General features: G+C 61.1%; 19 protein-coding genes and 1 pseudogene. 2 read left to right on the plus strand and 18 right to left on the minus strand.

Annotated features, from left to right (window positions below; all coding sequences use genetic code 11):
• Positions 1-488: 488 nt before the first annotated feature.
• Positions 489-2,066 (minus strand): ABC transporter substrate-binding protein, encoded by a 1,578-nt coding sequence (locus MKL11_RS25775; protein WP_243948468.1) that lies wholly within the window; start codon positions 2,064-2,066, stop codon positions 489-491.
• A 1,356-nt stretch (positions 2,067-3,422) separates the two neighbouring features.
• Between MKL11_RS25775 and MKL11_RS25780 the strand changes: the two genes are divergently transcribed.
• On the plus strand, positions 3,423-3,701 hold the full coding sequence (locus MKL11_RS25780; RefSeq protein ID WP_243948470.1) for a DUF6522 family protein: 279 nt from the start codon (positions 3,423-3,425) through the stop codon (positions 3,699-3,701).
• A gap of 221 nt (positions 3,702-3,922) precedes the next feature.
• Here the strand turns inward: MKL11_RS25780 and MKL11_RS25785 are convergent, their stop codons facing one another.
• The 13 genes and pseudogenes from MKL11_RS25785 to MKL11_RS33215 form a co-directional block, all read right to left on the minus strand.
• Positions 3,923-5,275 (minus strand): MFS transporter, encoded by a 1,353-nt coding sequence (locus MKL11_RS25785; RefSeq protein ID WP_243948471.1) that lies wholly within the window; start codon positions 5,273-5,275, stop codon positions 3,923-3,925.
• Positions 5,276-5,315: 40 nt separating this feature from the next.
• The gene (locus MKL11_RS25790) at positions 5,316-5,654 is read right to left on the minus strand and encodes a Rieske (2Fe-2S) protein (protein WP_243948472.1); all 339 of its coding nucleotides are present in this window, start codon (positions 5,652-5,654) and stop codon (positions 5,316-5,318) included.
• Complete coding sequence (gene nirB / locus MKL11_RS25795) at positions 5,654-8,101, minus strand: nitrite reductase large subunit NirB (RefSeq protein ID WP_243948473.1); 2,448 nt, start codon at positions 8,099-8,101, stop codon at positions 5,654-5,656. The genes MKL11_RS25790 and nirB overlap by 1 nt, the downstream gene beginning before the upstream one ends.
• 39 nt (positions 8,102-8,140) lie before the next feature.
• A complete protein-coding gene (locus MKL11_RS25800; protein WP_243948474.1) occupies positions 8,141-8,488 on the minus strand; it encodes a molybdopterin oxidoreductase in 348 nt (115 codons plus the stop codon).
• A gap of 573 nt (positions 8,489-9,061) precedes the next feature.
• A pseudogene (gene tnpC / locus MKL11_RS25805) lies at positions 9,062-10,341 on the minus strand (IS66 family transposase).
• Between the two features lie 201 nt (positions 10,342-10,542).
• Positions 10,543-10,827: a hypothetical protein gene (locus MKL11_RS25810; RefSeq protein WP_243948475.1), complete on the minus strand. Its 285-nt coding sequence runs from the start codon at positions 10,825-10,827 to the stop codon at positions 10,543-10,545.
• Positions 10,828-10,877: 50 nt separating this feature from the next.
• Positions 10,878-11,510 (minus strand): glutathione S-transferase family protein, encoded by a 633-nt coding sequence (locus tag MKL11_RS25815; protein WP_243948477.1) that lies wholly within the window; start codon positions 11,508-11,510, stop codon positions 10,878-10,880.
• 22 nt (positions 11,511-11,532) lie between these two features.
• Entirely contained in the window at positions 11,533-13,176 is a 1,644-nt protein-coding gene (gene actP / locus MKL11_RS25820) for a cation/acetate symporter ActP (protein ID WP_243948480.1), read from the minus strand.
• The gene (locus tag MKL11_RS25825) at positions 13,176-13,436 is read right to left on the minus strand and encodes a DUF485 domain-containing protein (RefSeq protein WP_243948482.1); all 261 of its coding nucleotides are present in this window, start codon (positions 13,434-13,436) and stop codon (positions 13,176-13,178) included. Before MKL11_RS25825 ends, actP begins: the two co-directional genes overlap by 1 nt.
• 337 nt (positions 13,437-13,773) lie before the next feature.
• A complete protein-coding gene (locus MKL11_RS25830; RefSeq protein WP_243948484.1) occupies positions 13,774-14,037 on the minus strand; it encodes an EamA family transporter in 264 nt (87 codons plus the stop codon).
• Positions 14,016-14,150: a hypothetical protein gene (locus tag MKL11_RS33210; protein ID WP_279600722.1), complete on the minus strand. Its 135-nt coding sequence runs from the start codon at positions 14,148-14,150 to the stop codon at positions 14,016-14,018. Before MKL11_RS33210 ends, MKL11_RS25830 begins: the two co-directional genes overlap by 22 nt.
• Positions 14,151-14,190: 40 nt before the next feature.
• Entirely contained in the window at positions 14,191-15,309 is a 1,119-nt protein-coding gene (locus MKL11_RS25835) for a branched-chain amino acid ABC transporter substrate-binding protein (protein WP_243948486.1), read from the minus strand.
• A 128-nt stretch (positions 15,310-15,437) separates the two neighbouring features.
• Positions 15,438-15,572 (minus strand): hypothetical protein, encoded by a 135-nt coding sequence (locus tag MKL11_RS33215; RefSeq protein WP_279600716.1) that lies wholly within the window; start codon positions 15,570-15,572, stop codon positions 15,438-15,440.
• 451 nt (positions 15,573-16,023) lie between these two features.
• On the opposite strand from MKL11_RS33215, the gene MKL11_RS25840 reads away from it, so the two are divergent.
• Complete coding sequence (locus MKL11_RS25840; RefSeq protein WP_243948488.1) at positions 16,024-16,728, plus strand: recombinase family protein; 705 nt, start codon at positions 16,024-16,026, stop codon at positions 16,726-16,728.
• A gap of 598 nt (positions 16,729-17,326) precedes the next feature.
• Here MKL11_RS25840 and MKL11_RS25845 read toward each other — a convergent pair.
• The 4 genes from MKL11_RS25845 to MKL11_RS25860 all read right to left on the minus strand — a co-directional run bounded on the left by MKL11_RS25845 (position 17,327) and on the right by MKL11_RS25860 (position 23,388).
• On the minus strand, positions 17,327-17,794 hold the full coding sequence (locus MKL11_RS25845) for a hypothetical protein (RefSeq protein ID WP_243948490.1): 468 nt from the start codon (positions 17,792-17,794) through the stop codon (positions 17,327-17,329).
• Between the two features lie 57 nt (positions 17,795-17,851).
• On the minus strand, positions 17,852-20,062 hold the full coding sequence (locus MKL11_RS25850) for a hypothetical protein (RefSeq protein ID WP_243948491.1): 2,211 nt from the start codon (positions 20,060-20,062) through the stop codon (positions 17,852-17,854).
• 62 nt (positions 20,063-20,124) lie between these two features.
• A complete protein-coding gene (locus MKL11_RS25855) occupies positions 20,125-20,478 on the minus strand; it encodes a hypothetical protein (protein ID WP_243948492.1) in 354 nt (117 codons plus the stop codon).
• A 1,965-nt stretch (positions 20,479-22,443) separates the two neighbouring features.
• Entirely contained in the window at positions 22,444-23,388 is a 945-nt protein-coding gene (locus MKL11_RS25860; RefSeq protein ID WP_243948493.1) for a hypothetical protein, read from the minus strand.
• Between the last annotated feature and the right edge of the window lie 352 nt (positions 23,389-23,740).

A 23,740-nucleotide genomic window follows, 5' to 3' on the forward strand; every position in this document is an offset into this window, starting at 1 on the left:
ACGCGAGGTAGCTCGCGTGCTCGACGGCGCCGGACTGACAGACGCAGTCAATTGGTTAGAGGTCGAAGGATGTAGCTTCTGTCCAGGGCACCTCCGGTTCGTGCCAATCCCTGTACGGATCGTCCTCACGCAGGTTCGCCCTAGCCCCACCTAGCGCGCGCCTGGATCTGATGGATCAATGAGGCCGACGTTCAGAGCACCAAACAACGCGATTACCCGCGTCTCTTGCCCCTGAAAACGCAGGGCATCGCGCGCACTCTCCGCTCGGCTCTAGTCCCATGCCGCGTAAACGACCTCGGTGCCGACGTCATGCCAATCCTCGCCCGACGGAGTTGAACAACCGCTTTCGGGCGCACCATAGATCGATTTTTACGACGAGGTTGGGTCGGTAGCGGCTTGTCCGCTTATCCGCATCAGCCGTCCAAAAGCGGATCGGCGGCTTTCGGCCAGCCCGGGACATACGCAGGTTCGCGGCGCAAGATCCGTATTTAACACCGCCGGATGTTTGTGAACAGCGGCAGACCAACCTGCATCCCCTCGAGGTCGGCACGATAGGCAGTCGGCTGGAGGTAAGACCCCAAAGGCAGGAACGGGACGTCCTCAAACGCCTGGACCTGGATCTGCCGCGCGATATCGAGCCGCCCGGCCTGGTCCGCCGCGTCGATCCAGGATTGGCGCTGGTTCTCGAGCCGCTCGTCCGTGGGCCAGCCGTTCCACGCCCTTAGCCCGGTGCCGCGCAGGAGCAGGTGGCCGGCTGGGTTCATCATGTCGTAGCCGCCCCAGAACGAGCCGAACACGCTCCAGCCGCCCTTGTCGATCGGCTGCTGACTCGTGGAACGCTGCACGACACTCCCCCAGTCGGTGGAGACCTCGTCGACGTTCAGGCCGAGTTGACGCATCATCTCGACGCCCACGCTGCAGATCGCGTTGATGCGCGGGACGTCCGTCGCCGTCAGGAATACGACCTTTTCGCCCTTGTAGCCGGCCGACTCGATGTCGCGCTTGAGCGTGCCGAGGTCGTGCTTCCCACCTAGGGCCTCCATTCCGGCGTCGTTGGCCATCGGCAGGCCGGCGGGGCCGAACACGCCGACGCGGATGTCCACGGCGGCGTTGTCGCCCGCGACCGCCTGCATGAACTCAGTCTGATTGACAGCTCGCAGTACGGCGCGCCGGATTGCCGGGTTATCGAAGGGTGGGTGGAGGAAGTTGAAGCGCAAGACGCCGATCAGACCCTTGTCCTCCACGACCTGCAGCTTGATCGCCTTATTCGTGCGCAGGCTGGGGACGAGATCCATCAGCGGTTGCTCGACCCAGTCTACCTCGCCGGCTTGGAGAGCAGCGACTTGCGTGCCCGGGTCCGGGTTCGTCAACCACTCGACGCGCTCGAAATGGGCGATGCGGGGGCCGGCGCAGAAGCTCGGCGCTCCGTCAGTCCGCGGCACGTAGCCCTCGAAGCGGCGGTACACGTTGCGCGCGCCCGGCACGCGCTCGTTGGCGACGAAGCGGAATGGGCCTGAGCCGACCATCTCAGTCAGGCGGGTGGTAGGCGGGATCGCGGCCAGCCGCTCCGGCATGATGGCCGCCATGAGGTTCGTCGGCTTGGCCAAAGCGTTCGGCAGGAGCGGGAACGCGCGCTTCAGGCGAAACTCGACCATCGTGTCGGACGACGCCGAGAGTTCGTCGGTTGCCGCCATCAGCGCTTGGCCGAAGGAGTCGGTGCTCGCCCATCGCTTGAGACTGGCAACGACATCCCGACCGAGCACAGGGCTACCGTCGTGAAATTTCAAGCCGTCGCGCAGGGTAAGGCGCACGCGCCGGCCGCCGTCCTCAATGTTCTCAGCCCCAACCATCTGCGGCCGGGGCACACCGGCGGCGTCGAGGGCGTAGAGGGTGTCGAAGACCATCATCACGTGGTTGCGGGTGACGAAGGCGCTGACTAGCGGATCGAGCAGAGCAAGGTCAGCGTAGGGGATGAACTTGAGCGTTGTAGCAGCCTGTGCACGCACGAGGCTCGGCGCGGCGATGAGGGAAGCCGTGGCGCCAGCAAGAACATCGCGTCGCCTCATTGAGCGCCTCCAATCCTATGGGTGGCGTCTATTGTGCAGATGGCATGCCAGGGGATTGACGGCGGCTGAGGTGACCTACCAGATCCCCCTGTGAGAGGCAGCGTCTGTTGCCCGCCTCATTCGTCCAGAGGCCGCTCTAGACCAGTACCTTCCGGCCGCTTCGCGCCCATCCCAGCTATTTCATAGGCATCGGTCTCTTCCGCATTGCGGACATTCGTAAAACGGCCCCGACGCAGGACCATTCGCATCCGAGCGAATTAGCGAACGGACATCGGTCCGGGTAGGCGCTCTATCAAGTGAAACGCCTGGTCACAGGGACCGCGTTAACACCCCGCGGCTTCCCCGAGACCGGCCTCCAGCCCATCACGGGATGATCTGCCGCGCCACGCAGTAGGGATTTGCGTAAAACTGAGATCAAGCCCGACAATTGCACCTGGCCCATCTCGTGCGTGGAATCTGCCGATGATGTTCGCGATCATCGGCAGAGGTGAACCGTGACCGACTTGGCTGAGTGGAAGGCGATGCCAGAATGGATGGACATCGTGGGGCCCTTCGATGGTAAGCCCGTCGTGCTCAAACTCATGAGCGGTATCACAATCGAAGCCAGGTTTAAGAGGCGGGACCTTGTCTTCTCCGATTGCGGGAACATAGCGGCCATCCAAAAAGAGTGGGCTCCTTTGGACGGCAGCACGATGCCCGATCAAGACCCACCGATAATGTGGCGGCCCATTATTTAAGGGTTGCAGATCACAACCACCTTCTCAGCGGCGATAGACGCAAGGCCAGGTTAGCCTTCATGACATGGCCGCGGGCAGTGCAAAAAAAAATCTGAAGCAGTCTGCGGTATCTCCTGCGTATGATCAGCCAACTCGTCGTAAGCTTCATCTGCCGGCCATTCAAGGTGCGCCATTGAGACGTGTCATCGAAGGGCCATACAGCGGTCTACAGCGTTGCTCGGGCGCTCCTATGGGGGCGGGAAGATCATGGAGACCGAGAGCCTGTCCTGCACGATCGAAGCGCGAGGTACGTCTCAACTCGGACCCATTTGAGCACAGAGATCGAACCCAACATGAACGTTTGGACCCGTCGATGACCCCAGCATTACACAGGCGAGTTCAGGACGCGCTGCGTCGACTTCAGCCCGTGCACAGGAAAATCAAGACGGAGCGCCGTTCCAGTTAGGGCTCCCGGTTCGAGTCTGATCGATTGCGATCGAAATGCTTGGGGGCGCTATGAGGGCCGTCGACTACGACACAAAGTTTGGCGGAGGCACTCGTTGGTGAAGATGCGTGGGTACACACCGTTTGAACGTGGTCTGGTGCTTGCAAAACCGCTTGAGAAGCGGAGGACTAGCCAGTGCGCCTCGATCTCGACGAGCATGGAGGTTGGCTTATAACGCCTGCAGAACTGGCGCAGCGGTTTGGCGTAGAAGAATGGGTGCTGTTAAGACAAGCTGATCTTGGGTGCGTTGAGAGCCGCATCGCGCGCGGATATGGCAAAGACAAAGGCCGATCACGGATTACGATCATCGTCGGCAGGCTGGGTTGGCAAGGCACATTCGCAGCCGACGGCATGTTGCTCACCGAATTTCGGTGGGAATCTCAGCCTGGCACCATAAGAAAAACAAGTGCGTAATTATTATGCAATCACAACTATTCATGCTGAGCTCAGATTGACGGACGGCAGCATCTCAGATGCGTGACGGTGGATTGTTTTGACGATAGTAAAAATTATGTTAAATTTACCAGTAGTCATTCTACTCCCGTACTGCATTGGTCGTTAATGACCATTAATACCTGTCTTAGAAATGCATTGATATAGGTGGCTTGTTTTGATGCGTTACGGATGACTGAAGATTAAGTTAGGACAGATGCGCTGCCGCCCATCAAGGCATAGCGCTGTGCGATGGCCGCATCGTAGAGCGCCTGCTCGTCCTGCTTATGTTTGATCGAGAATCGGATGAGGGCGGCTCCGCACGCGCACGCGATCGCGGCACAGCCGAGGATGAGAAAGCAGAGCTGCACGTCGCCGGTACCGCGAAGCAGAAAACCTGCCGCGACGCCACCGATGTTGCCGCCAGCACCGATAATGCCGGCAACGCCACCGAGGACCTTCCGATCTATGAACGGCACGAGCGCATAGAGCGAGCCGCAGGCCATGTGCGTGAATAGGCCGAACACGAGCATGGCCGTAATGGCCAAGCTTACGGCGCTGGCCTGAGAAAAGGCTACAAGGAAGACACCTTCGCCCATCATCAGGCCAAACAGCAGCCATGTGCGACCGTCGAGTCCCTTGGTGTGGGCGACACGATCGGACAACAGGCCGCCAAGCGCACGCGCGAACAGTGCGAGCAGTCCGAACGCGCCGACCGCGTACCCGGCATCGATCACTGAGAGATGGTAGTGGTCGTAGTAGTACGTGACCGCGATGCTGTGCACGAACAACTCGACGCCGAACGAGGCTCCGTAACAGGCCGCGAGTAGCCAGACCCGATAGTTCTGTGCGGCGGTTTTCATCACCTCCCAGCCGCCCTTTTTGCCGCTATCGACCGAAACCCCTTGGCGGCGCAGTTCCGGGATGTTGCCCTCTGGAGTGTCCTGTGTGAACCGCCAGTACAGACCTGCCATGACAAGCATGAGCACACCAGGTACGATCATTGAGTAGCGCCAACCGGTACCTGTGCTGACACCCGCGGCCACGATCGCGCCGAGGACGAGCGGCATCACGCTTTGCGTAAATCCTCCGCCGGCATTGCCCCAACCGCCGACGGTTGCGTTGGCGGTCCCAACGACGTTTGGCGCAAACATCACCGAGGTATGGTACTGGGTGACCACGAAGCTCGCACCGATGATGCCGATGAGAAGGCGGAACATCAGGAACGAGCTGTAGTCCCACGCGAACGCGACACCAAAGACCGGCAGCGAGCCCAGTGCCAAAAGGATCGTATACGTGAGCCGTGGCCCGTACTTGTCGCACATTGGCCCGATGATCGTTCGAGCCAAGATGGTAGCGAACACGCCGGCGATGGTGATGTTGTAGATCTGCCCGCTGGTAAGTTTGAGGTCTGCGCCAATGATCGGCATTAGCGGGGCGGTCGCAAACCAAGCGAAGAAGCAGACGAAGAAGGCCATCCAGGTCAGGTGAAAGGCCCGCATTTGCGGAGTCCTAAAATTGAAGAGCTCGATCCGGATCGCTTTCTGCGAGACCATGGCAGAGACTCCTTGATTGTTTGGAAAGAAGTCGCCGATTTTACTCCGCCGCCTCGGCCTGGACGGGCTCCGGCCGCACCCAGATCTGGCCGTCGACGACCCAAGCTGGATAGGTGACGAGACCGAGATGCTCGTGGCTCGTGCCGCAACCGGATTTTAGGTCGAAAGTTCGGTCGTGCAGTGGGCACATCAGCGTGGTCCCGCCCAGGAGACCGTCTGCCAGCGGCCCCTGGCGATGCGGGCAGAGAGCCTGTGTCGCGTAGACTTGTTCTTCTGCTGTGTGGAATACGGCGATCTCCAGCTCGCCGACGCGGAAGGTGCGCCCCTCACCGGTCGGGATTTGCTCGACCGCGCCGAGCAGCACTTCGCCGGCCGCCATCACACTTCCTCCTTTGCTGGGATCACCGAAGTGAACTGGTTGGCAGTCTTCGGGGCGACCGCCTCGAGCCAGGGATCGACACAGGCAGCGATCGAGGCCTCCATGGCCGCGTCGAGATCGGCGCAGATCCCCTCGCTGTCTTCCACCACCACGGCGCGGACCCGCTCTAGGCCGACCCGCTCCATGAAGGTGTAGGTCCGCTCCTTCCACTTCGCATTTTCGCGGTAGAACTGCATGAAGCGGCTGCCGATCAGCATCGCCTCAGTCTCGTCCTTGGCGGTGGTGAGCAGGTCGCCCTTGCGGATATGGGCGCCGGCAGCCCCCCCGACGTAGATCTCCCACTTACCGTCGCCGATCGCGACGAAGCCGACATCCTTCACGTAGGCTTCGGAGCAGTTACGCGGACATCCAGCGGTGGCAAGCTTGAGTTTAGCCGGGCTGTCGATGCCGCGGTAGCGCCGCTCGATGCGCTGGGCGAAGCCCATGGAATCGCCCAGCCCGAACCGGCAGAAATCGGTGCCGATGCAGCTCTTGCAGGTGCGGTAGCTCTTGCCCCAGGCATAGCCCGCTTTGAAGCCCAGGTCGCTCCAGATCTTGGGCAGATCATCCTTTTTGAGGCCGACGAGGTCGACGCGCTGCCCGCCGGTCAGCTTCACCAGCGGGACGTTGTACTTCTGCGCCACCTGGCCGATGCGGACCAGCTCGTCGGGCGTGCAGACGCCGCCGGGCATCTCCGGGATCACCGAGAAGGTGCCATCCTTCTGGATGTTGGCGTGGACGCGGTCGTTGATGAAACGGGCGTCGCGCTCGTCGTCGTACTCGCCTTTCCATACGGTGATCAGCAATGAGGCGAGCGCCGGCTTAGCGCCGGCATCGACCTCGCCGTTCCCGAGTTCGCGGAACACCGAGGAGACCGACTTGAGGCCGCGGGCGACCACCTCTCTCATCAGTTCCGGTTTCCGCAGCGGGATAGTCGGCACGTAGTAGTGGACCGACGGGTCCTCCTCGACCTCACCGCCCAGGAGCCACGAAACAAGTTCGGTCACCTCACCCTTGCAGGCGCCGCAGCCCATGCCGGCGCGGGTCTGGGTCATCACCGCTTTGGAGCTATTAGCGCCAGCTATAACGCAGGCCGCGATGCCGGCCTTGGTTACGCCATTGCAGTTACAGACCTGAGTCTCCGCCGGCATCTCGTCATAGGTGACCTTCGCGGACGGTGTGCCGAGGTCGAACATCAGCGACAGACGCTCGTCCGGCAGCGGTGCGTTCTGCGCGAAGGCCTGCATCAGGAACGGCGCCTTGGAAATGTCGCCCATCAGGATGCCGCCGACCAACCGGCCGTCGCGTACGATAAGTTTCTTGTACGTGCCGCGCTTCGGCTCGGTGAACTGCACGACCTCGTCGTTGTCGTCCGTCGGATCGGTGATGCCCATCGACGCGAGTTCGACACCCATCACCTTCAGCTTCGTGGCGAGTTTCGAGCCGTGATAGGCAGCGTTTACGTTGGTTTGGGTGACGTGCTCGGCGAAGACTTTCGCCTGTTCGTAAAGCGGTGCGACCAAGCCGTAGAGCCGGCCACGGTGCTGCGCACATTCCCCGACCACGTAAATATCGCGGTCGTCTACCGACTGCATGTGGTCGTTGACGACGATGGCGCGTTCGACAGTCAGCCCCGAGAACTGGCCGATCTCGGAATTCGGGCGGATCCCGGCCGCGACGATGACGAGGTCGCACAGCAGCTCCGTGCCGTCCTTGAAGCGCAGCCCCTCGACCTTGTCGGAGCCAAGTACCTCGGTGGTCTGCTTTGCGGTGTGAACCTGGATGTTCATACCCTCGATGGTCTTCTTCAGGAGCCCACCCGCGGCCACATCGAGCTGCATCTCCATGAGATGGCCGGCGAGGTGGACCACGTGCGACTCGCAGCCCAGCACAGTCATGCTGCGCGCCGCTTCAAGGCCCAGAAGGCCGCCGCCAATCGTGACGGCGACTTTGCTGCTTCGGGCGTAGTCGACGATTTGTTGGCAATCCGCGACCGTGCGGTAGCCGAAGACACCGGGCTTGAGGCTACCGTCTTCTATCCGTACGCCCTGCATGGGCGGAATGAAGGCGCGGCTGCCGGTGGCGATCATCAGCTTGTCGTAGCGTTCCCGCACGCCCGTGTTCGCGATGACGACCTTGGCGGCGCGATCGATCTTCTCGACGCGGTGGCCGGCATGGAGCGTGATACCGTTCTCGGCGTACCAAGACAGCGGGTTCATGGTGATCCCGTCGGTATCCTGTGTCCCGTTCAAGATTTCGGAGAGCAGGATGCGGTTGTAGTTGCCGTAGGGCTCGTCGCCGAACATGACGATGTCGAACATCTCGGCGCCGCCCCGGGCCAATACCTCCTCCACGGCACGGGCGCCGGCCATGCCGTTTCCGACGACCACGAGTCTCTGCTTGCTCATGAAGGCTCTCTTGCTCGGTTCTTCGCGCGATCGGACCGTTCAGATCTCCAGGAGGCCGACGTCGACCACGACTTGGCCGGTGGCTCCCTCGGGGGCGGAGAAGTGGACCTCGACCTGCGTGTCCGGCGGCAGATCTTCGACGATCGTCAGCGGCACGTTCATGCCGGCCTTAGCGCCGATCGGTAGGTAACGGGCGGCCTTCCCGGCGATGACCAGCGACAGGCAGATCAGTTCGGGTCCTGAATTGCCTGCGCGAAGATAAACAAACTGCGCGCGCTTGGTACTTGGAACCGTGTAGATTAATGTCGATGCTAGGAGGGCCGACTTATCAAGTCCGGACCCGAAATATTCAAATACGCCCTGGAGAAACTTTGGGATAGATTCCATGATCTTGATCCTTGGTAAAGTTCCGGGGCCGCGGCCCCGCCTCGTCCTTGTGATGGAGAGGGCGTCAGACTAAAAAGCGGGGGCAGCTTGTCGGCAGCCGGGAACGCGGGAAGCGCATTGAAGGAGCGCATCCGGAGGCGTTTCACCAATGACGTTTGGGATCTGCTTCGTTTGAGGGCAGCCTAGAGGTGCCCGATGGGATACGTATCTTGATATCGGCCATGCGACGCTCGCCACATCCGCTTGTCTGGAATTGTTTGGGGCTCCTCCCTACTGGTCGCGCGGGATCCCAACACCCGAACCATCCCCGGACCGGGAAGTGAATAAGACGACCACAAACTGCAGGAACCTAGCCAGAACCTGACCGATCGAACCACCTGTTTGGCGCCGTTCTAAAGTGCATCGTTAGCCCATACTGTCTGCCAGTCGAGCAACAATTTTAAGCTTAGTGCTCATTGTGCATCATATCTGATCAATACGACCGCAGGCGCGAAATGAAAGCACTTGAGCTCTTCATAAGAATCTGCCCGTATGTTGCCAATTTGTAATTACCCAGGCCTGTGACGGCTGGGATCAGGCACCGACGGTCTTGAGGATGGTGCCGAATGGGCTGTGGCCTGCGAGGCGTGCGGTATCGACGACGGTGCGGATGGCGGCCTCGCCCTCGGCGGCCTACATGGCGCGGTAGCCGTTGGTCACCTTCCGCTGGATGACCGCTGGGCGCAGCAGTCGCTCTGAGCCGTTGTTGGTCGGTTCGACCGCGCCGGGATGGGCGAGGAAGACGAGGAGCTGATCACGCGCCCGTCCGAACTTGGCCTGCAGGTCGCGGGTCAGGTCGCAGCGGCTCGGTGTGGCGAGGATGGCGCCGAGCTGTCGATCCAAGGTCCGGCGCTTGGCGGCGAGCGTCGAGGCGGCCAGATCGGTGACGCGCTCGGCCAGGCCGAATACCGTCTGCAACCAGAGCTGCAATCGCCAGGGCACGGGATCGTCGCTGACCTCGACGACGTAGGCGACGTCGCGGGCGAGATGGGCGAGGCAGGTCTGGTGCGCAGCCGCGTGGCCCTGCTGGGCGGTGTAGCGGTCCGAGATCACACCGCGGGCCGGTGGCCGTCCATCATCTCCCGTATCACGATGGCGCCCCGCGTCGGCGAGGCCGTGTGCACCACGGCGTCGGCCGCGTGGAACACCCAATGATAAGCGTTGCTGCCCTCGATCCGGACGCCGGTCTCGTCCGAGGCGATCACAGCGGCCCGGCGTAGCGTCGAGACGGCCTCCTCGCGACCGGAGCGGAAGTGCCTCTGCGCGCGCTGGAGCAGGTTCATCAGCCCGCCCTGGCTGAGCGTCAGACCGAACAGGTCCGACAAGGCTGCCTGCAGTCGCTCGAAGGACAGCGCCTGGAAGGTCTTGAGATACGTTGCCACCGCATGCAGCCGTGGGCCGAACGGCGTGCCCCGCGCCGCCTCCGGCACCGGCGCGACGACCCGCACCCCGCAGGTCGGGCAGTGCACGGCCAACCGACGATGCTGCGTCACGACCGGTGTCACCTCTGGCAACTCGATCCGCTCGGACACGCTCACGAGTTCGACAGGAAGATCTCCGTGCAGGGCGCCGCCGCAGCACGCGCAGCGGTCGGGCCGATGATCGACGACCGCGTCGGGATCGTCGCTCATCACACGGCTATGGCCCTCGTGGCCGGGCTTGGCCCCGCCAGGTTTGGATTGCTCGTGCCGCTCTTTGCGGTCTGTGGCGGGCGGCTTCGAGGACGTGCGAGAGGTCTTGTCCGGACGCTGCAGACGCAGCACCAGCTCGATCAGTTCCTCGCGGCTCAACCGCTCAAGATCGCTGCGCCCCATCCTGCGAAAGAATCAGCGAAACCAGACCCGCGCAAGGGCCTGAGTAATTACGCCAATTTGTATCCAAAAACATTTGCGCTCGATTGGCAATAATTTGACAAGCCTCAAGTTAGCTACGGCAGCGTTGATCGAAGTCGATCGCGACTTGGTATCAAATAATCGTGACTGACTATTCTCTGACGGCTTTCAGTTTGATCGTGTTCACGCTCGCCGCATTGTCACTGATCCGTCGCCGGGGTCGATTGCCTCGACACGTGGGCCGAAGATCCCAACCTCCGCCATAACCGCAAGATATCGGTTGCATGCTTGGGCCAGGGTATCGCTTTCCGCCAACGGTAAAACGGCCAGCAATTCGCGAATCAGGCCAGCAACGACTATCTCGCGCTCGCCCATCTGAAACGATCTCCGATTCGGTGAGCTCTCGAAGGTCGAGGCGACGTTCTCGGCGATGATCCGCGCTGCCTGTTCAAGGCCGTGGCCTATCATGGTTTACCTCCCCACGATGACGTGCTCGGCCGGAACAGACGCATGGCAGACTACACCACCTTCTCGGTGATCTGCTGTGGCGTGGGTTTCGTCTCTTGGAAGGAAGGCCTGCGTTCCATGCGATCGCTGTAGGCGGCAAGGCTTGGGTATTGCTCACGCCAGGGGTAATCCGGCCAGCGAACGGTGAGATACCCGACGACCGTCCCGGCCGCGATGTCCCCGAGCCCGAAGCTGTCGCCGACCGCGTAATCACGGTCCCCAATCAGACGGGCTATCTCGCGCACGCCGCCATCGACCTTTCGGCGCTGCCGGGCGATCCATTCCGGGCTCTGCCGCCCCTGCTCACGCATCTGCTCGAAGAACATGAGCACGAACGCGTCACAGGTGCCATCACTCAACACCTCGAACTTGCGCGCGAGGAGCCGACCGTCAATGTCCGCTGGAACGAGCGGCGGCGTCGGGTACTTCGCCTCGATCCACTCCATGATGTAGTGCGATTCGTAGACGGCACTGCCGTCGTCGAGGATAAGAACCGGCAGCTTCTCCAGCGGATTGTACTGCGGCGTCGCGGACGTGCCGTGCCACGGCACTTCGGTCTCAAGATCGAAGGGGATGCCCTTCTCTGCGAGCGCGATCCGCACCTTGCGGGCATACGGGCTCGGTGTTGCACTGATCAGTTTCATCGTGCTGCAATCCTAAGCTGGTTCATTCCGCCGGCACGGAAGCGGGCGGTGCTGTCCGGCCGATTGAGGCACTGCGCTGGTGATCGATCCGCGCCTGCGGACTTCTGTCCATGACGGACACGACGTAGCAGACGAGGAACGCGAGCGGCATGGTCACGATCGTCGGCGGATCGATTGGAAAGATCGGTGTCGCGTAGCCCAGCACGCCGACCCAGACTGGCCGACCTAGGATGGTGAACAGGAGTGCTGTCCCGAGCCCGACGCATCCCCCGGTCACGGCGCCGCGCGTGGTGAGCCCTGGCCAGTATAGGACCAGGATCAGGAGCGGCAGTGTCGACGAGCAGGCGATGGAGAACGCCAAGCTCACCATGTAGGCGACGTTCTGGTTCTGGAACGCGACGCCGAGCCCGATCGCGACGATCCCCAGGACCACGGTCGCGTAGCGCGAGACACGAACCTCGGACGCATCGCTCGCGCCGGCGCCCCGGAACACGCTGGCGTAGAGGTCGTGCGACACCGCCGTCGCCCCGGCGAGCGTCAAGCCCGCCACGACGGCAAGGATCGTCGCGAAGGCGACGGCCGAGATGAACCCCAACATCAGGTCGCCGCCGACCGCGTGCGAGAGATGGATCGCCGCCATGTTCCCGCCGCCGATCAGGCCACCTGCGGCGTTCACGTAGGCGGGGTTCTTGGCGACTAGGGCGAGCGCTCCGAAGCCGATGATGAACACGAGCGCGAAGAAGTAATTCATCCATACGGACGCCCAGAATACGGATACTCGGGCGGCGCGGGCGTCGGGCACCGTGAAGAACCGCATCAGGATGTGGGGCAGGCCCGCGGTCCCGAACATCAGCGCGAGACCGAGCGATATCGCCGAAATGGGATCACGGGACAAGAATTGCGGTGTCAGGATCGACTCGCCGCGGGGGTGATGAGAGACTGCTTGCCGAAGCAGGGCGCCGTAATCGAAGCCGAAATGGGCCATTACTAGCAGCGCGATCACGGTCCCGCCGATGATGAACAGCACCGCTTTCGTGATCTGCACCCAGGTCGTCGCGACCATGCCGCCGAACAGGACGTAGCAGATCATCAGAATCCCAACGATAAACTGCGCGTAAATGTAATCGAGGCCGAGCAGAAGACGGATGAGCTGCCCGCCTCCCACCATCTGAGCGATGAGGTAGAATGCGATCACGACCAAGGACGCCGAAGCCGCGAAGATGCGGACCGGCTTCTCCTGAAGGCGCGTACAAGCGACGTCCGTGAAGGTGAAGCGGCCGAGCGCTCGGAGCCGCTCCGCCATTAGGAAGACAACGATTGGCAGCCCCGTTGTGTATCCGACCGCATAGATGAGGCCGTCGAAGCCGTTACCGTAGACGAGGCCGGCAAGCCCGAGGAAGGCCCCTGCCGAGATAAAATCGCCGGCGATCGCGAGTCCGTTCTGGAAGCCCGTGATCCGTCCTCCGGCGGTGTAGAAATCGGAAGCCGATTGCGTCCGTTTTGCCGCTCTGTAGGTGATGTACAGCGTGCCAATAACGACGGTGGTGAAGAGCGCAATCGCCGTCAGGTTGAGGCCACCGCCGGCGCCCCCCGTCTGCGCGAGCGCCGGTGCTGGCGCTAGGAGAGCGAGACCGATCAGCGTACGGCGCGCCGCTGAAACACTCATCAGATGACCTCGCGGTTCGCGATGAGCACGTAGATTCCGGTCAGGGCAACGCCGAGCGCGATAACGAACAGACCGTACGCAAAAGCAACGGTCACCGTACCGCCATCGACAAGGGGCTTGGCCAGGACGGCGGGCGCGAAGGCGCCGAGCCCGACGAAGCCGAAGTAGAAGACGATCAGGATCGCCGTGAGGGCGAAGCCGAGCCGGGGGCGCCCAATTCCGACGCCTGCCTGGAAGGGTGGAGAGATCTGCTCAGCCATAAATGTTTTCCGGACGCGTACCGGAAGGATGAGCAACTCGGATGCCAAATCAGCCCCCGCTGCGAGGAAGGCTTACCGTCTCGATCAGGTCAGGCCGGATATCCTCTCCCTAAATAATGTCTGCCCAAATTGACGCGACCGCCGTCGGTTAAAAATTCTCGGCACGATCAAGGCTGCTTTTCTGCATCTCTCGCTCCGAAGCGGGCAGGCCACCTTCGGCCAGATCCGGTCGACCGCCTCGGACCCACTGCAGCCAAATGCGATCTTACAGCGCCAAGTATAATGGCGGCGCAGCCGAACCAGGAAGCAATTGCGTGCGCCTCTCGTCACGAACCGCTCAAGAAGCAGCTTGGCCGACCTGCACACCTGATTGCTCAGCGAGCGCCAACGCGGCCGCTGCAAGCATAATCCCCATACCCGATGCCTCCGCCCATCCGAAGGGCTCGTGCGCGTAGAGGATGCCAATCGTGACCGCGATCACTGGGCTGACGAAGGCGTACAGGCCGGCGCGGAACGCGCCCCAGTCTCGCACCAGCCAGAGGAATATCGAGAAGGCGATCAGCGAACCGCCGATTACCATCACGCCGAGGCAAACGAGCACTCGCCCACCGGCGCGGTGAGGCCGACCGCCATCATGCGCTGTACGAAGGCGCGCCGCGACAGGCGGCCGTCCTTCACACGTCCGATAAGGCCGCGCAGATCCCGCTCGTCCATGCGTTCATCCTTAACCCTCGCCGCACCGCGCGTCGTGGGATCACTGCGTCAGTTCGTGCCCCGTGTAGTCGATCCTACCGTCTGTCCCCTTCGCCCACTCGTACATGATGTAGTCGGGCCGGGTGATGTCGCCTTTCTTGTCGTATGCGATCTCGCCGATCACCGTCTGCGTCGGCTTGCCCTGATGCAGCCAGTCTGCGAGCTTCTTGCCGTCGCTCGAGCCGGTCTCGGTCATCGCCTTGGCCAGCACCTGCACGGCCGCGTAGGAGTAGAGCGTGTAGGCCTCGGGATCGATGTTCTTGGCCTTGAACGCGGCGACCGCGTCCTTCGCATTGGGGTTCTTGCGCGCGTCCGGCGAGAAGGTCATCAGCGTCCCCGCTGCGCCCGGCCCGGCGATCTGGACGAACTCCTTGTCGGTGATGCCGTCACCGCTCATCATCGGCGCCTTCAGGCCCTGGCCTCGCATCTGCCGGATGATCAGGCCGGCCTCGGTGTGCAGGCCGCCATAGTACACGACATCGATGTCGGCCGACTTCAGCTTGGAGACGAGGGCGGAGTAGTCCTTCTCGCCCGGGTTGATGCCCTCGAACATCACGTCCTTGCCGCCCTTGGCCTTGAGCGCCTTCAGGGTCTCGTCGGCCAGGCCCTTGCCGTAGGGGGTCTTGTCGTGGACGAAGGCAATCTTCTTACCCTTGAAGTGATCGGCCAGGTAGGCCCCGGCTACCGCGCCCTGCTGGTCGTCGCGGCCGCAGGTGCGGAACGTGTTCCACATGCCGCGCTCGGTGAACTTCACGTTCGTCGAGGCGGGGGTAACCTGGATGATGCCGGCGTCGAGATAGACGTCCGAGGCCGGGATCGACACGCCTGAGTTGAAGTGGCCGACAACCATCTTGACGCCGTCGCTGGCAAACTTGTTGGCCACCGAGACGCCCTGCTTGGGATCGCCGGCATCGTCACCAATGACGGCTACGAGCTTCTGTCCGTTGATGCCGCCGGCCTTGTTGATGTCCTCCACCGCTTGACTGGCGCCATTCTTGATCTGGGCACCGAACGCCGCATTGGCACCCGTGATCGCACCGACGATGCCGATCTTAACCTGAGCTTGCGCAGAGCCGGCCATCAAGAGGCCGAGGATCCCGGCCAGTATGGAAGCGCGCATTTCGATCCCCCAGGTATCGCCCGCAGGCGTCACCCGCGCCTGCCTGCAAGATCGCGGCCGACGGGGACAAGGCTTCAATAACCGGAAGCCCGGGCCATCTTCCTCCCGCGCACGACACCGTCGCCCGCTCATCCGGGGGGGGTGAGAGTGTCGAACACCATCATCACGTGGTTGCGGGTAATGAAGGCGCTGACCAGGGGATCGAGCAGAGCAAGGTTGGCGTAGGGGACGAACTTGAGGGTCGTGGTCGCCTGCGCAGGCACGAGACTTGGCGCGGATATGAGGGCGGCAGCGGCGCCAGTATGAAAATCGCGTCGCCTCATCAAGCGCCTCCAATCCGACGGGTGACGCTCGTCGTGCAGATGGCATGCCACGGAGACTGATCAGCCGGACAGAGCGATCGATCACGCGGATCCTGAAGCAATTGCCGTCTGCTTCTGCGCCTGTTCCCCTTTGAAAGCAGCCGTACCGCTTTCGGCCAGATTCAGACGTTGGAGGTCGTCCGGACATTTTGTCCGAAAAACCTCGACCAGTGCAATTTTGTCCGCAGGTCCAGCGAGCGCTGACGGATTGCTCTACGGGTGTACCCGGGGGGTAGTTGCCCCAAGATACAAATGCTCCCGAACACGGGATGCTCAGACGATTGGAATTGACCTCGCTTCCAAACATATCATTGTGAGCAACGTCCGATGCATAGTGCGATACAGGTCAAGCATGATCTCTGGCCGCTTCATCTCTTACCTGCGCGTCAGTACCGATAGGCAGGGTCGATCCGGGCTCGGCCTGGAAGCGCAGCGCTCGGCCGTCACAGACTTTCTGAACGGAGGGGCTTGGACCCTGATCGCCGAGGTGGTCGAGATCGAAAGCGGTGCAAACAGTGAGCGGCCGGAGCTGGCCCGCGCGCTGGCCTTGGGCCGTGCGCACCGCGCGACGCTCGTGGTCGCCAAGCTCGATCGGCTGGCCCGCGACGCTCATTTCCTCCTGGGCCTAAGCAAGGCGGGCGTCGATTTCGTCGCCTGTGACATGCCGTCGGCGAACCGGATGACCGTCGGCATCATGGCTGTGGTCGCCGAGGAGGAGCGTCGGATGATTTCCGCCCGTACGAAGGCTTCTTTAGCGGCTGCCAAGGCGCGTGGCCAAAGGCTTGGTGGATTCAGGGGGCGCGCGGGCACGGCTGAGGACACCGCCAAGGCTCGCCTCGCCCGCACTCGCAGAGCTAAAGAGCAGGCGGAGGCGCTCGCACCGATTCTGGCACGCCTAGATCCAGAAGGTATCGCGTCACTACGTGCTGTAGCCGCAGCATTTGAGCTAGAAGGTGTTCCGACGTCGAGCGGTACCGGCAGCTGGACCCCGACGGCCGTGAAGAGGCTGCGGAGCCGTCTCGTATCCGCAAGCGGCACACCGCCGAACGGTGGCTGAGCTGGCCGTAACTTCGGCAAGCTACTTTAAAGGCGAGGCGCATTGAGCTTCACGCCTTGGCTTGTGAAGCCATCCATCCGCTGACTCAATAGGCGCGCATTTCAAGAGTAGGCCACCGCGCGTCCGATATGTCTGATCTGTCTGATGCCAGATCTCAAAATCAGACAAGTTGTATCAAGTATGTAATTGCGAGAAACGCCTGTTGATTTCAATGAGGTATCACTGCATATTGCTGCTCTATGGAGCGAGGCAGCGATGATTCCCACCTTGAAGCAGCATTCTAATGGCTATTACTACGTTCATTGGATGGAGGGCCGCCGAACTAAACGTTTGACGACAAAACACAAAAATGAATTGTGCGCCGCTGTCTTCCTGGGGAATTTTATATTGGATGAATGGGCGCATCAGGTCTTTAAGCGGACAATGTATTCATCCGAGCCAGTAAGCCAATCTAAAGGCGCTCTTACTGACGGTCGGGAAAAACTACAGACTTCATGCGATATTATTCAGCTATCGAGCGCAAGGCGTCGTGCTGCGCGCAATTAAAAGTAGCTTTGCAGCAACTGCATGTTTATCGAACCATGGAAGAGTGGCGCAATCAAGCGAACAGATCGCCTGTTGGCGGATCCGTGATCTCTTCGCCCTCAATCACTGGCGCACCGAGTTCGGCGAGGTAGGCAATCGCGCGCTCACGAGCTTTCGAAAGCTCTGCACGGGGCATCTCGAGCAAAGGTTTTTCCTCAGCCTCGCGCTCGCCCGCTCCGATACCGGACAATTTGGCCAGGTGCGCCGCCGCCATGACCCGCGTGTTCTTCGGCGCTTCATCGTCATTTGCGATCTCGATCAGCATGCCGACGCCAACACCGGCACCCGCGGTGCGCAATCGTTGCGCGACAGCCTTCCGCACCTCAGTGATGATTACAGGCCGTCGCATCAGCGTTCCGCCGTGCGAGGAAGGCTGTGCGTAGCCAGCAAAGGCAGCAGCCGCTGTCGCGTCGTTGCCCCGAACCATGTGGCTAACGAACTTCCGCTCCTGCGGCGTGAGTGCTCCGGACTTCAACGGCATAGCGTAACCCGAAACCGACTTATCGTCGAATACTTTAGCAGATGTTGTAACATAACGCTATTTCGCCTCTGAGCGGAGGTTCAAGAAGCACGATGCTGCGGCGAGCACAGCATCTCGGCCAAAACGTCCGATCAGTTTTATCACCAGCGCCTGCTCTTTGCCGTGATCCCGCTGGAGCTTCGCAAAGGAAGGACCGACCATCAGGGAGCGGGGCTTCGCCCCTAGCTCGATAGCAAGCTCGACCGCTGACATCCGAGGCTCGGCGGCCTGTGGCGGAGGCGCGATGATCGGCGTGCGCTGCGGCGGCCAGAATGCGCCATCTCGGACGCGATGGTACAGCGGCTGAGTAGAATGCCGGTCGTGCACGCGCAAGGTGAGGCTCAGACTCTCTACCCGATAGATGTCGTCCGCAGCAGGCGGGACCGGGCTATGACGCTCGGCGGTCCGGTCGCTGATGCAAAGCAGTTCATGAAAGGGAGTCCGACCGACTGGCAAGGCCAGGACGATCGGCGGAGTCTCGGAAGCTGGTGCGTGAGGACCTCTGCCGGCGAGAGCCGCCCGGACGTCCGCCAAACCGACGGGGTCTTTTTCCGAGACGAAATGCTCAAGCGGTCCAAGACTATCCGTCAGTGACTGTCTTGGATCGGGGTATCGATCGATGTCGATTAGGACGCGCCCGCTGCGCCGCTCCCTCGGTAGCCTGTAGCGAAAGCAGCGGAACGACTCCAGGCCAGCGAGGGGTGCCTCGAACCACCGGCCTTCAACTGACTGCGCCTGAAAGTGTGACGCAGCCCTATTAAGATCTCTTATGGACCTGTCACACTTTCGATCTGACCCCTTGCCCCACGCCGCCGCTCCGCTGAATAGGCCGGTCAAGGCACCGATCTCACCCTCGCGATGAAGCCGTTGCCGGACCGCCGCCGCAGGATCGCCGTTAACGAATACATCCGCCAGCACATGCCCCGCGTCCCGCGCCGTCTCAGGCACGATGCCCCGGGCGAACAAGGCGTCGATTATTCCGCCGGCGTCTAATAGGTCACCAGCGGCAACGGTAGCGTCGAGGGCGAGCGCGGTCGGCGTGCTTGTTAGCATCACCGAGAAGAGCCGCGCCCCCGGCCCCCGTCGCACCGGCCGTGCTCTTCCTTCGATCTGTTCGAGTTCCGTCGCGATCTGCCGCCGAAATGCTTCAGCCTGCGGATCGGGATGTATGTGAGCCGTTACCCGCCGGCCGGTTCCGTCACGCATGAGCTGCACTCCGTCACCGCGGGGGTAATAGCCGGCATTAGGCGGCACGAGCCTGTTGGTGGCGAGAGAGGCCATGATCTCTACGTCCCGCGGTGACGCCTCCGGCCGGCCGAGAACGACGATCGCGGCCACGCCGCGCCAGCCGTCAAAACCGCGCAGAGCGTTGAAGTGGCCAAGCGCGACGTTCGCCGGCAGCTGCCCGCGCAGACGCGGCTCTAGATCCTTGTACGTCACAACCGCCACATCAGGGCCGGGTCGCGCTCCCTGGCCGCGGAACCGAAAGGCGATGCGCTCTATGAACCGGACAATCTGTCCGATCGTGTTGGTTTGTCGTTTCGCTTCGGCAGCGTCTCCGCCGCATTCAGCCGTAAGCAGGCTCGACCGACCGAACACTCGGTCGATCACAGCGACCCGGTGAACGTGGGTCTCACGCGCACGGACCGCGGCCTCAATGCGCAGGTTCGGCAGCCACGCGCTCGCGACCTCCGGGATCACCGTCGCGTCGAGATACAGAACCGGGCCTGCAGCCCAGTCGCCGTTCAGCTCCTCCTTCCAACGCAGAAGGACGGTACGCTCACCGGCAGCATCCTCGTCCACGGACAATGACCAGGGCGCGATCGCCTCGCCCGAGCGCAGGAACGCTGCCAGAAGGCTCCAAAACCGGGCGGCTAGGATCACCGACCGGTTTTTCTCGTAGGTCTCGCGCACGGTGATCGCCGCGGCTTCAGACGCGAGGTCGTGATTAACCGCGATGCTCTGCCGCAAACCTTGCGTCAGGCGCGCGGCGTGGTCAGCTTCGGCCACGCTCAGATCGCAGGACATGAATGGCGCGCGCTTGAGCAATCCGCTCTGCCCGGTAAGTGCGGCGGACATCTTGTCCACGATCCGACGATAAACGTTGCGTTTCTCGGAGGCTGCCAATTTCAGCGCGAGGGCATTCAGCTCGCTGACCGTTACCGACGCGGACTGACGATCGCGACCGCCGAACAGGCCGAGCCAGGGTGCCTCGTCCAGCACCAGCATGTCGAACGGCGAACCTTGACGCTCTCGCTCAGCGGTATGGAATGGTCTGGGCGCGCGATGCGTCAGCATAGCATGAGGCACGATCCAAACCTGCACGTCGGATGCGAACTGCTGTCGGTAGGCGCAAGCTTCCTCCCCGCTGATGCCGGTGACATGGATGCGGGGACCAAATCTTTCGCGAGCTGTATAACCTGACCATCATGGACGCCTGCAAGTTCAATCGCCTTACGTGCATTAAACGCAAAGTGGTGCATGTCAGTCATGATCTTGACCATGATGCGTGCACGCAAGCCGATGGCGGGATCCTCATGTGACGCGATGTCCATGCGGGAGAAAGCTAACAGGCTGATTGCAACTTCGCAGGCCGCGTCGTGATAGCGCCAGAGCGGCGAGTACCTGAGCTGGTCGATTTCCATTTGCTTGAACCCGCCATGCCACGTTCTGAGTGCAACGAGCGTGGATGCATCTGTCAGTCAAGCGAGGGGCTGTCTGAAAGTCCGGAGGGTAGCAGAGCCGCAACCGCATATGGTCGCATTCTCACAATCCCTGCGCGCGCCTTTTTCGAGGGCCCTAAGTGGATGTCTAGATACTTAGCGCCGCGCCGAGAGCTATGGGAGGAGCTGGTACTGAAACTGCAGGGTGCGCCCGATCGCGAGTTATCTATCATCTCTGCGCTTCTGAACGCGTTGATGGAACATAGAGACGATGAAGCCTTCCGATCGCATGGAGATCCATCGGAAAATACGATTGGCTAGCCTCCCCGTTGGCAGTTCCGATTCGCGGTAGCTGAGTGAAAGGTCGTCGTACATCGACGAGTCTTCCCAGTCATCAATATCTAGTCCAACGGCCGATGCGTCTGGCTGATATATCTGGGCATTGGGTTGTGCGCTTGATAATTTAGATTTGTTCCTTGTGAGTCGTCGCATCATTTGGCATACCTATCGGGAATAGGTTTCTCGACGGCAGTTATTTGTTGACGAATTTGGTTTGATCAACCTAATTTTATGCCAATAAATACGAAGACGTGTCCGCTTGAACGCTACGCATCCTTTCTGCATTGTGATCTTCGTCGGGTTTAGCAGCCTTAACTGCTGCAATCCTCCTGTAGCAACTTGCGCGAGAGAGCCCGGTTTCGCGCATCATCGCTGTTATGGCTTCGGATGCAGCGCGTGGCTTGACCCCTGCGGCTCGACGTTTTGCTTCCGCCCGCACGCGATCGGCCTCACGTTTGGTCTCGCGTTGGTCGGCTGGCGTCACATCGACAGCGCGGATCATCCGCACTTTGAGGCGCTGGCGCTCGGCCTGGGTTAAGCCGAAGTGCTGGCCCAGGGATAGGCCGAGTTCCTTGAGCCCTCCCGTACGTGACCGACTGCCAGCCGCACGCCAGAGACGGTACGGCTCTACGCCTCTCAGGGTAGATAGGTGGGCGCGGACCCATTCTTCGCAGTCAGCTGCAACGTCGGCGCCCACGAGCAGCCGCGCTTGCCTTGCTGCAGCGGCACCGGCGTCCAGTAGTGAGTCTGGGTTGGCGCGTTCCCGTAGGATGTGAAGGGCAAGGATTGGCACAAACACCTGTCTGAAGGTGTCTACCTGGTGGAGCGGACCACGATCGTTGATGAGACGCACGGCTTCGCAGATTGCGGTGCTGATCCAGTAGGTCGGCCGACCGGAGCGCGTCCGAAGCGGGGCTCTTCGCTGATGCCTCGGCCGAGGAGCTCTATGGGGCAGGCCTGCCGCCAATCTGCCCTCATGGGCACGCTCCGAAATCGAGCGTCGATCTTCTGAAGACCTACCATCAGGCTTTCCCGGTGGCGGTTCGTTAAGGGGCGAAATGCCATCGCGGTGGGCCCACCCGTCAGCTATAACCGAGGCATCAATGCTCAGAGAATGGGAGTAGCTGTATAACCCCGACGGTTCTATATTGGCGCGTCTGTTGACATGAGTCAGCAAATGGGCGATCGAATCGCTCATCGAGATAGTCTCCGGCTGAGAGTATTTCGATAATGTGCCGGTCGTGCCTTACCGGCGTTCAGAGGCCCGCCCTCCCCTTAAAAGGGCGGGCCGCTTTTTCAGTAGGTCAGTGTGACGGCGCACGCGGCCGTATTGCTGGCCTAGATTTCAAGAAGCGATCATAGTCCTCCCGCATCACGATGGTCCTCCGCCCGGCTTTGCGCGCGACAATCAGGCCGTCTCTGATGGCGTTGAACCACGATGATCGTGACAGGGGACCAATCTTATCTAATTCTGCTATCGTGTAGTACTGCTTTTCCATCGCGTATCGTCCTCGGGACACTTCGTGCGTCTCAAAAGGTACGATACGGGATTGCCGGATGCTGTCGCGTGCGGGAATCGAAGAAATTTTGTCTCTTAAAATCAGGTAGTTAGCTGCCCCGTGTCGGCTGCCGGGCAGGCGCGCGGCGGTCTATCGCTGACTTCAACTCAGAGATCACATCGCGGACCATTCTTTCGAATGGCCCAGACGCTCCGGTTTTCGAGGGTGAGATTTTTGTCAAACCTGCATCCTGGCGCGCGGCCTCCAGGAAATCATAGAAATTTAACGCACCGTCGTCCGTCGTTGGAGATGCTTTAGCACTGTAGTTTTTTGCCGGCCATTTTCCTGTATTTCTATACCACCAGCCGACGATCTCCGAGACAAAAACTCGCTTCTGCAAATCGAGTTTCGTGCCCGCGCTCAGATCGGATTTAAGAATTAGTTGCTTGCCCAGAATAACTAGCGTGCTGCTCCGCGCTAAGCCATTCTCGAGCGCTTTAATTTGATTTGTGATAGTCTGCTCGCAAATGCCTCCGCGCACTGATCGGTGTCGCGGTAATACATTCTGTCGAAAGTCCGGAAGCAAGCTCTCGCACCTGTCGATGGTAGTCAAATTTAGCGTTATATCTATAGCTAGATAGGATTGCTTCAACTTATCAAAAAGTATCGATTTGTCTCTCTTCATCAAATCGTTGGCGATGCGTTTGAGTCGTAATTTGGCTTCTATGAGCCCCCGATACTGGCCTATCTTAGTGTTGGCTCGGCTCCGAGCCATGCAAACTGCATACCGGACACTTATCAGTCTGCGCTCTCGGTCGACATCTGTGCTGAATGGAACGGCATCGATGTATTTATCAACTAGAAAGGTGCCCTCGGCCTCAGGGAGGAGGCGGGGAGATATTGGGGCGTCCTTCGGTAACGGGTCATCTATCTCATGTAATCTGTCGAGGCTTCGCAAGCCGCGCTGGTCAATTTCGGAGAACACACGATCGCTCTCTATGAAAATCTCAGTTTGCCGATTGTTCGGCTCTTCGCATTGCTTGTGCTTCGGCATCTTCGGGCGGCGCTACTGCGACCTAACGAGGCGTAGCGGTCGTACAGTCGACGGTTCGTTCAGCCCGAGCTCAGGGAAGTTCGCCCTGATTGTATGAGCGACGTAGCTGGGAGCTAGATGAGCGTAGTGCTTCTCCGTCACGCGGGTGTCGGCGTGGCCGAGTTGGGCAGCGATGACACCCATCGCCACTCCTTTCATTGCCAGTGTGCTGGCGTGTCAAAAGGCGTTGGAATGGGACCCCGGATCGGCGTGCAATTGGGACCCCTTCGCAAGCTGGGTACGGTACGGTGCGGCTGAGCTGATCCGACGTCCAGCTTTGGCGTCGTAGGCGCTGGCCTCAGGCGCGGTTCTT

The sequence above is a fragment of the Methylobacterium sp. J-077 genome, assembly GCF_022829365.1.
Classification (GTDB): Bacteria; Pseudomonadota; Alphaproteobacteria; order Rhizobiales; family Beijerinckiaceae; genus Methylobacterium.

Bases quoted from the DNA above. Each gene is read 5' to 3' on its own strand.
- MKL11_RS25810 (WP_243948475.1), bottom strand. From the start codon at position 10,827: ATGATAGGCCACGGCCTTGAACAGGCAGCGCGGATCATCGCCGAGAAC.
- MKL11_RS25835 (WP_243948486.1), bottom strand. From the start codon at position 15,309: ATGCGCGCTTCCATACTGGCCGGGATCCTCGGCCTCTTGATGGCCGGC.
- nirB (WP_243948473.1), bottom strand. From the start codon at position 8,101: ATGAGCAAGCAGAGACTCGTGGTCGTCGGAAACGGCATGGCCGGCGCC.
- MKL11_RS25800 (WP_243948474.1), bottom strand. From the start codon at position 8,488: ATGGAATCTATCCCAAAGTTTCTCCAGGGCGTATTTGAATATTTCGGG.
- MKL11_RS25790 (WP_243948472.1), bottom strand. From the start codon at position 5,654: ATGGCGGCCGGCGAAGTGCTGCTCGGCGCGGTCGAGCAAATCCCGACC.
- MKL11_RS25860 (WP_243948493.1), bottom strand. From the start codon at position 23,388: ATGCCGAAGCACAAGCAATGCGAAGAGCCGAACAATCGGCAAACTGAG.
- MKL11_RS25775 (WP_243948468.1), bottom strand. From the start codon at position 2,066: ATGAGGCGACGCGATGTTCTTGCTGGCGCCACGGCTTCCCTCATCGCC.
- actP (WP_243948480.1), bottom strand. From the start codon at position 13,176: ATGAGTGTTTCAGCGGCGCGCCGTACGCTGATCGGTCTCGCTCTCCTA.
- MKL11_RS33210 (WP_279600722.1), bottom strand. From the start codon at position 14,150: ATGGACGAGCGGGATCTGCGCGGCCTTATCGGACGTGTGAAGGACGGC.
- MKL11_RS25785 (WP_243948471.1), bottom strand. From the start codon at position 5,275: ATGGTCTCGCAGAAAGCGATCCGGATCGAGCTCTTCAATTTTAGGACT.
- MKL11_RS25855 (WP_243948492.1), bottom strand. From the start codon at position 20,478: ATGGAAATCGACCAGCTCAGGTACTCGCCGCTCTGGCGCTATCACGAC.
- MKL11_RS25850 (WP_243948491.1), bottom strand. From the start codon at position 20,062: ATGCTGGTGCTGGACGAGGCACCCTGGCTCGGCCTGTTCGGCGGTCGC.
- MKL11_RS25840 (WP_243948488.1), top strand. From the start codon at position 16,024: ATGATCTCTGGCCGCTTCATCTCTTACCTGCGCGTCAGTACCGATAGG.
- MKL11_RS25825 (WP_243948482.1), bottom strand. From the start codon at position 13,436: ATGGCTGAGCAGATCTCTCCACCCTTCCAGGCAGGCGTCGGAATTGGG.
- MKL11_RS25815 (WP_243948477.1), bottom strand. From the start codon at position 11,510: ATGAAACTGATCAGTGCAACACCGAGCCCGTATGCCCGCAAGGTGCGG.
- MKL11_RS25845 (WP_243948490.1), bottom strand. From the start codon at position 17,794: ATGCCGTTGAAGTCCGGAGCACTCACGCCGCAGGAGCGGAAGTTCGTT.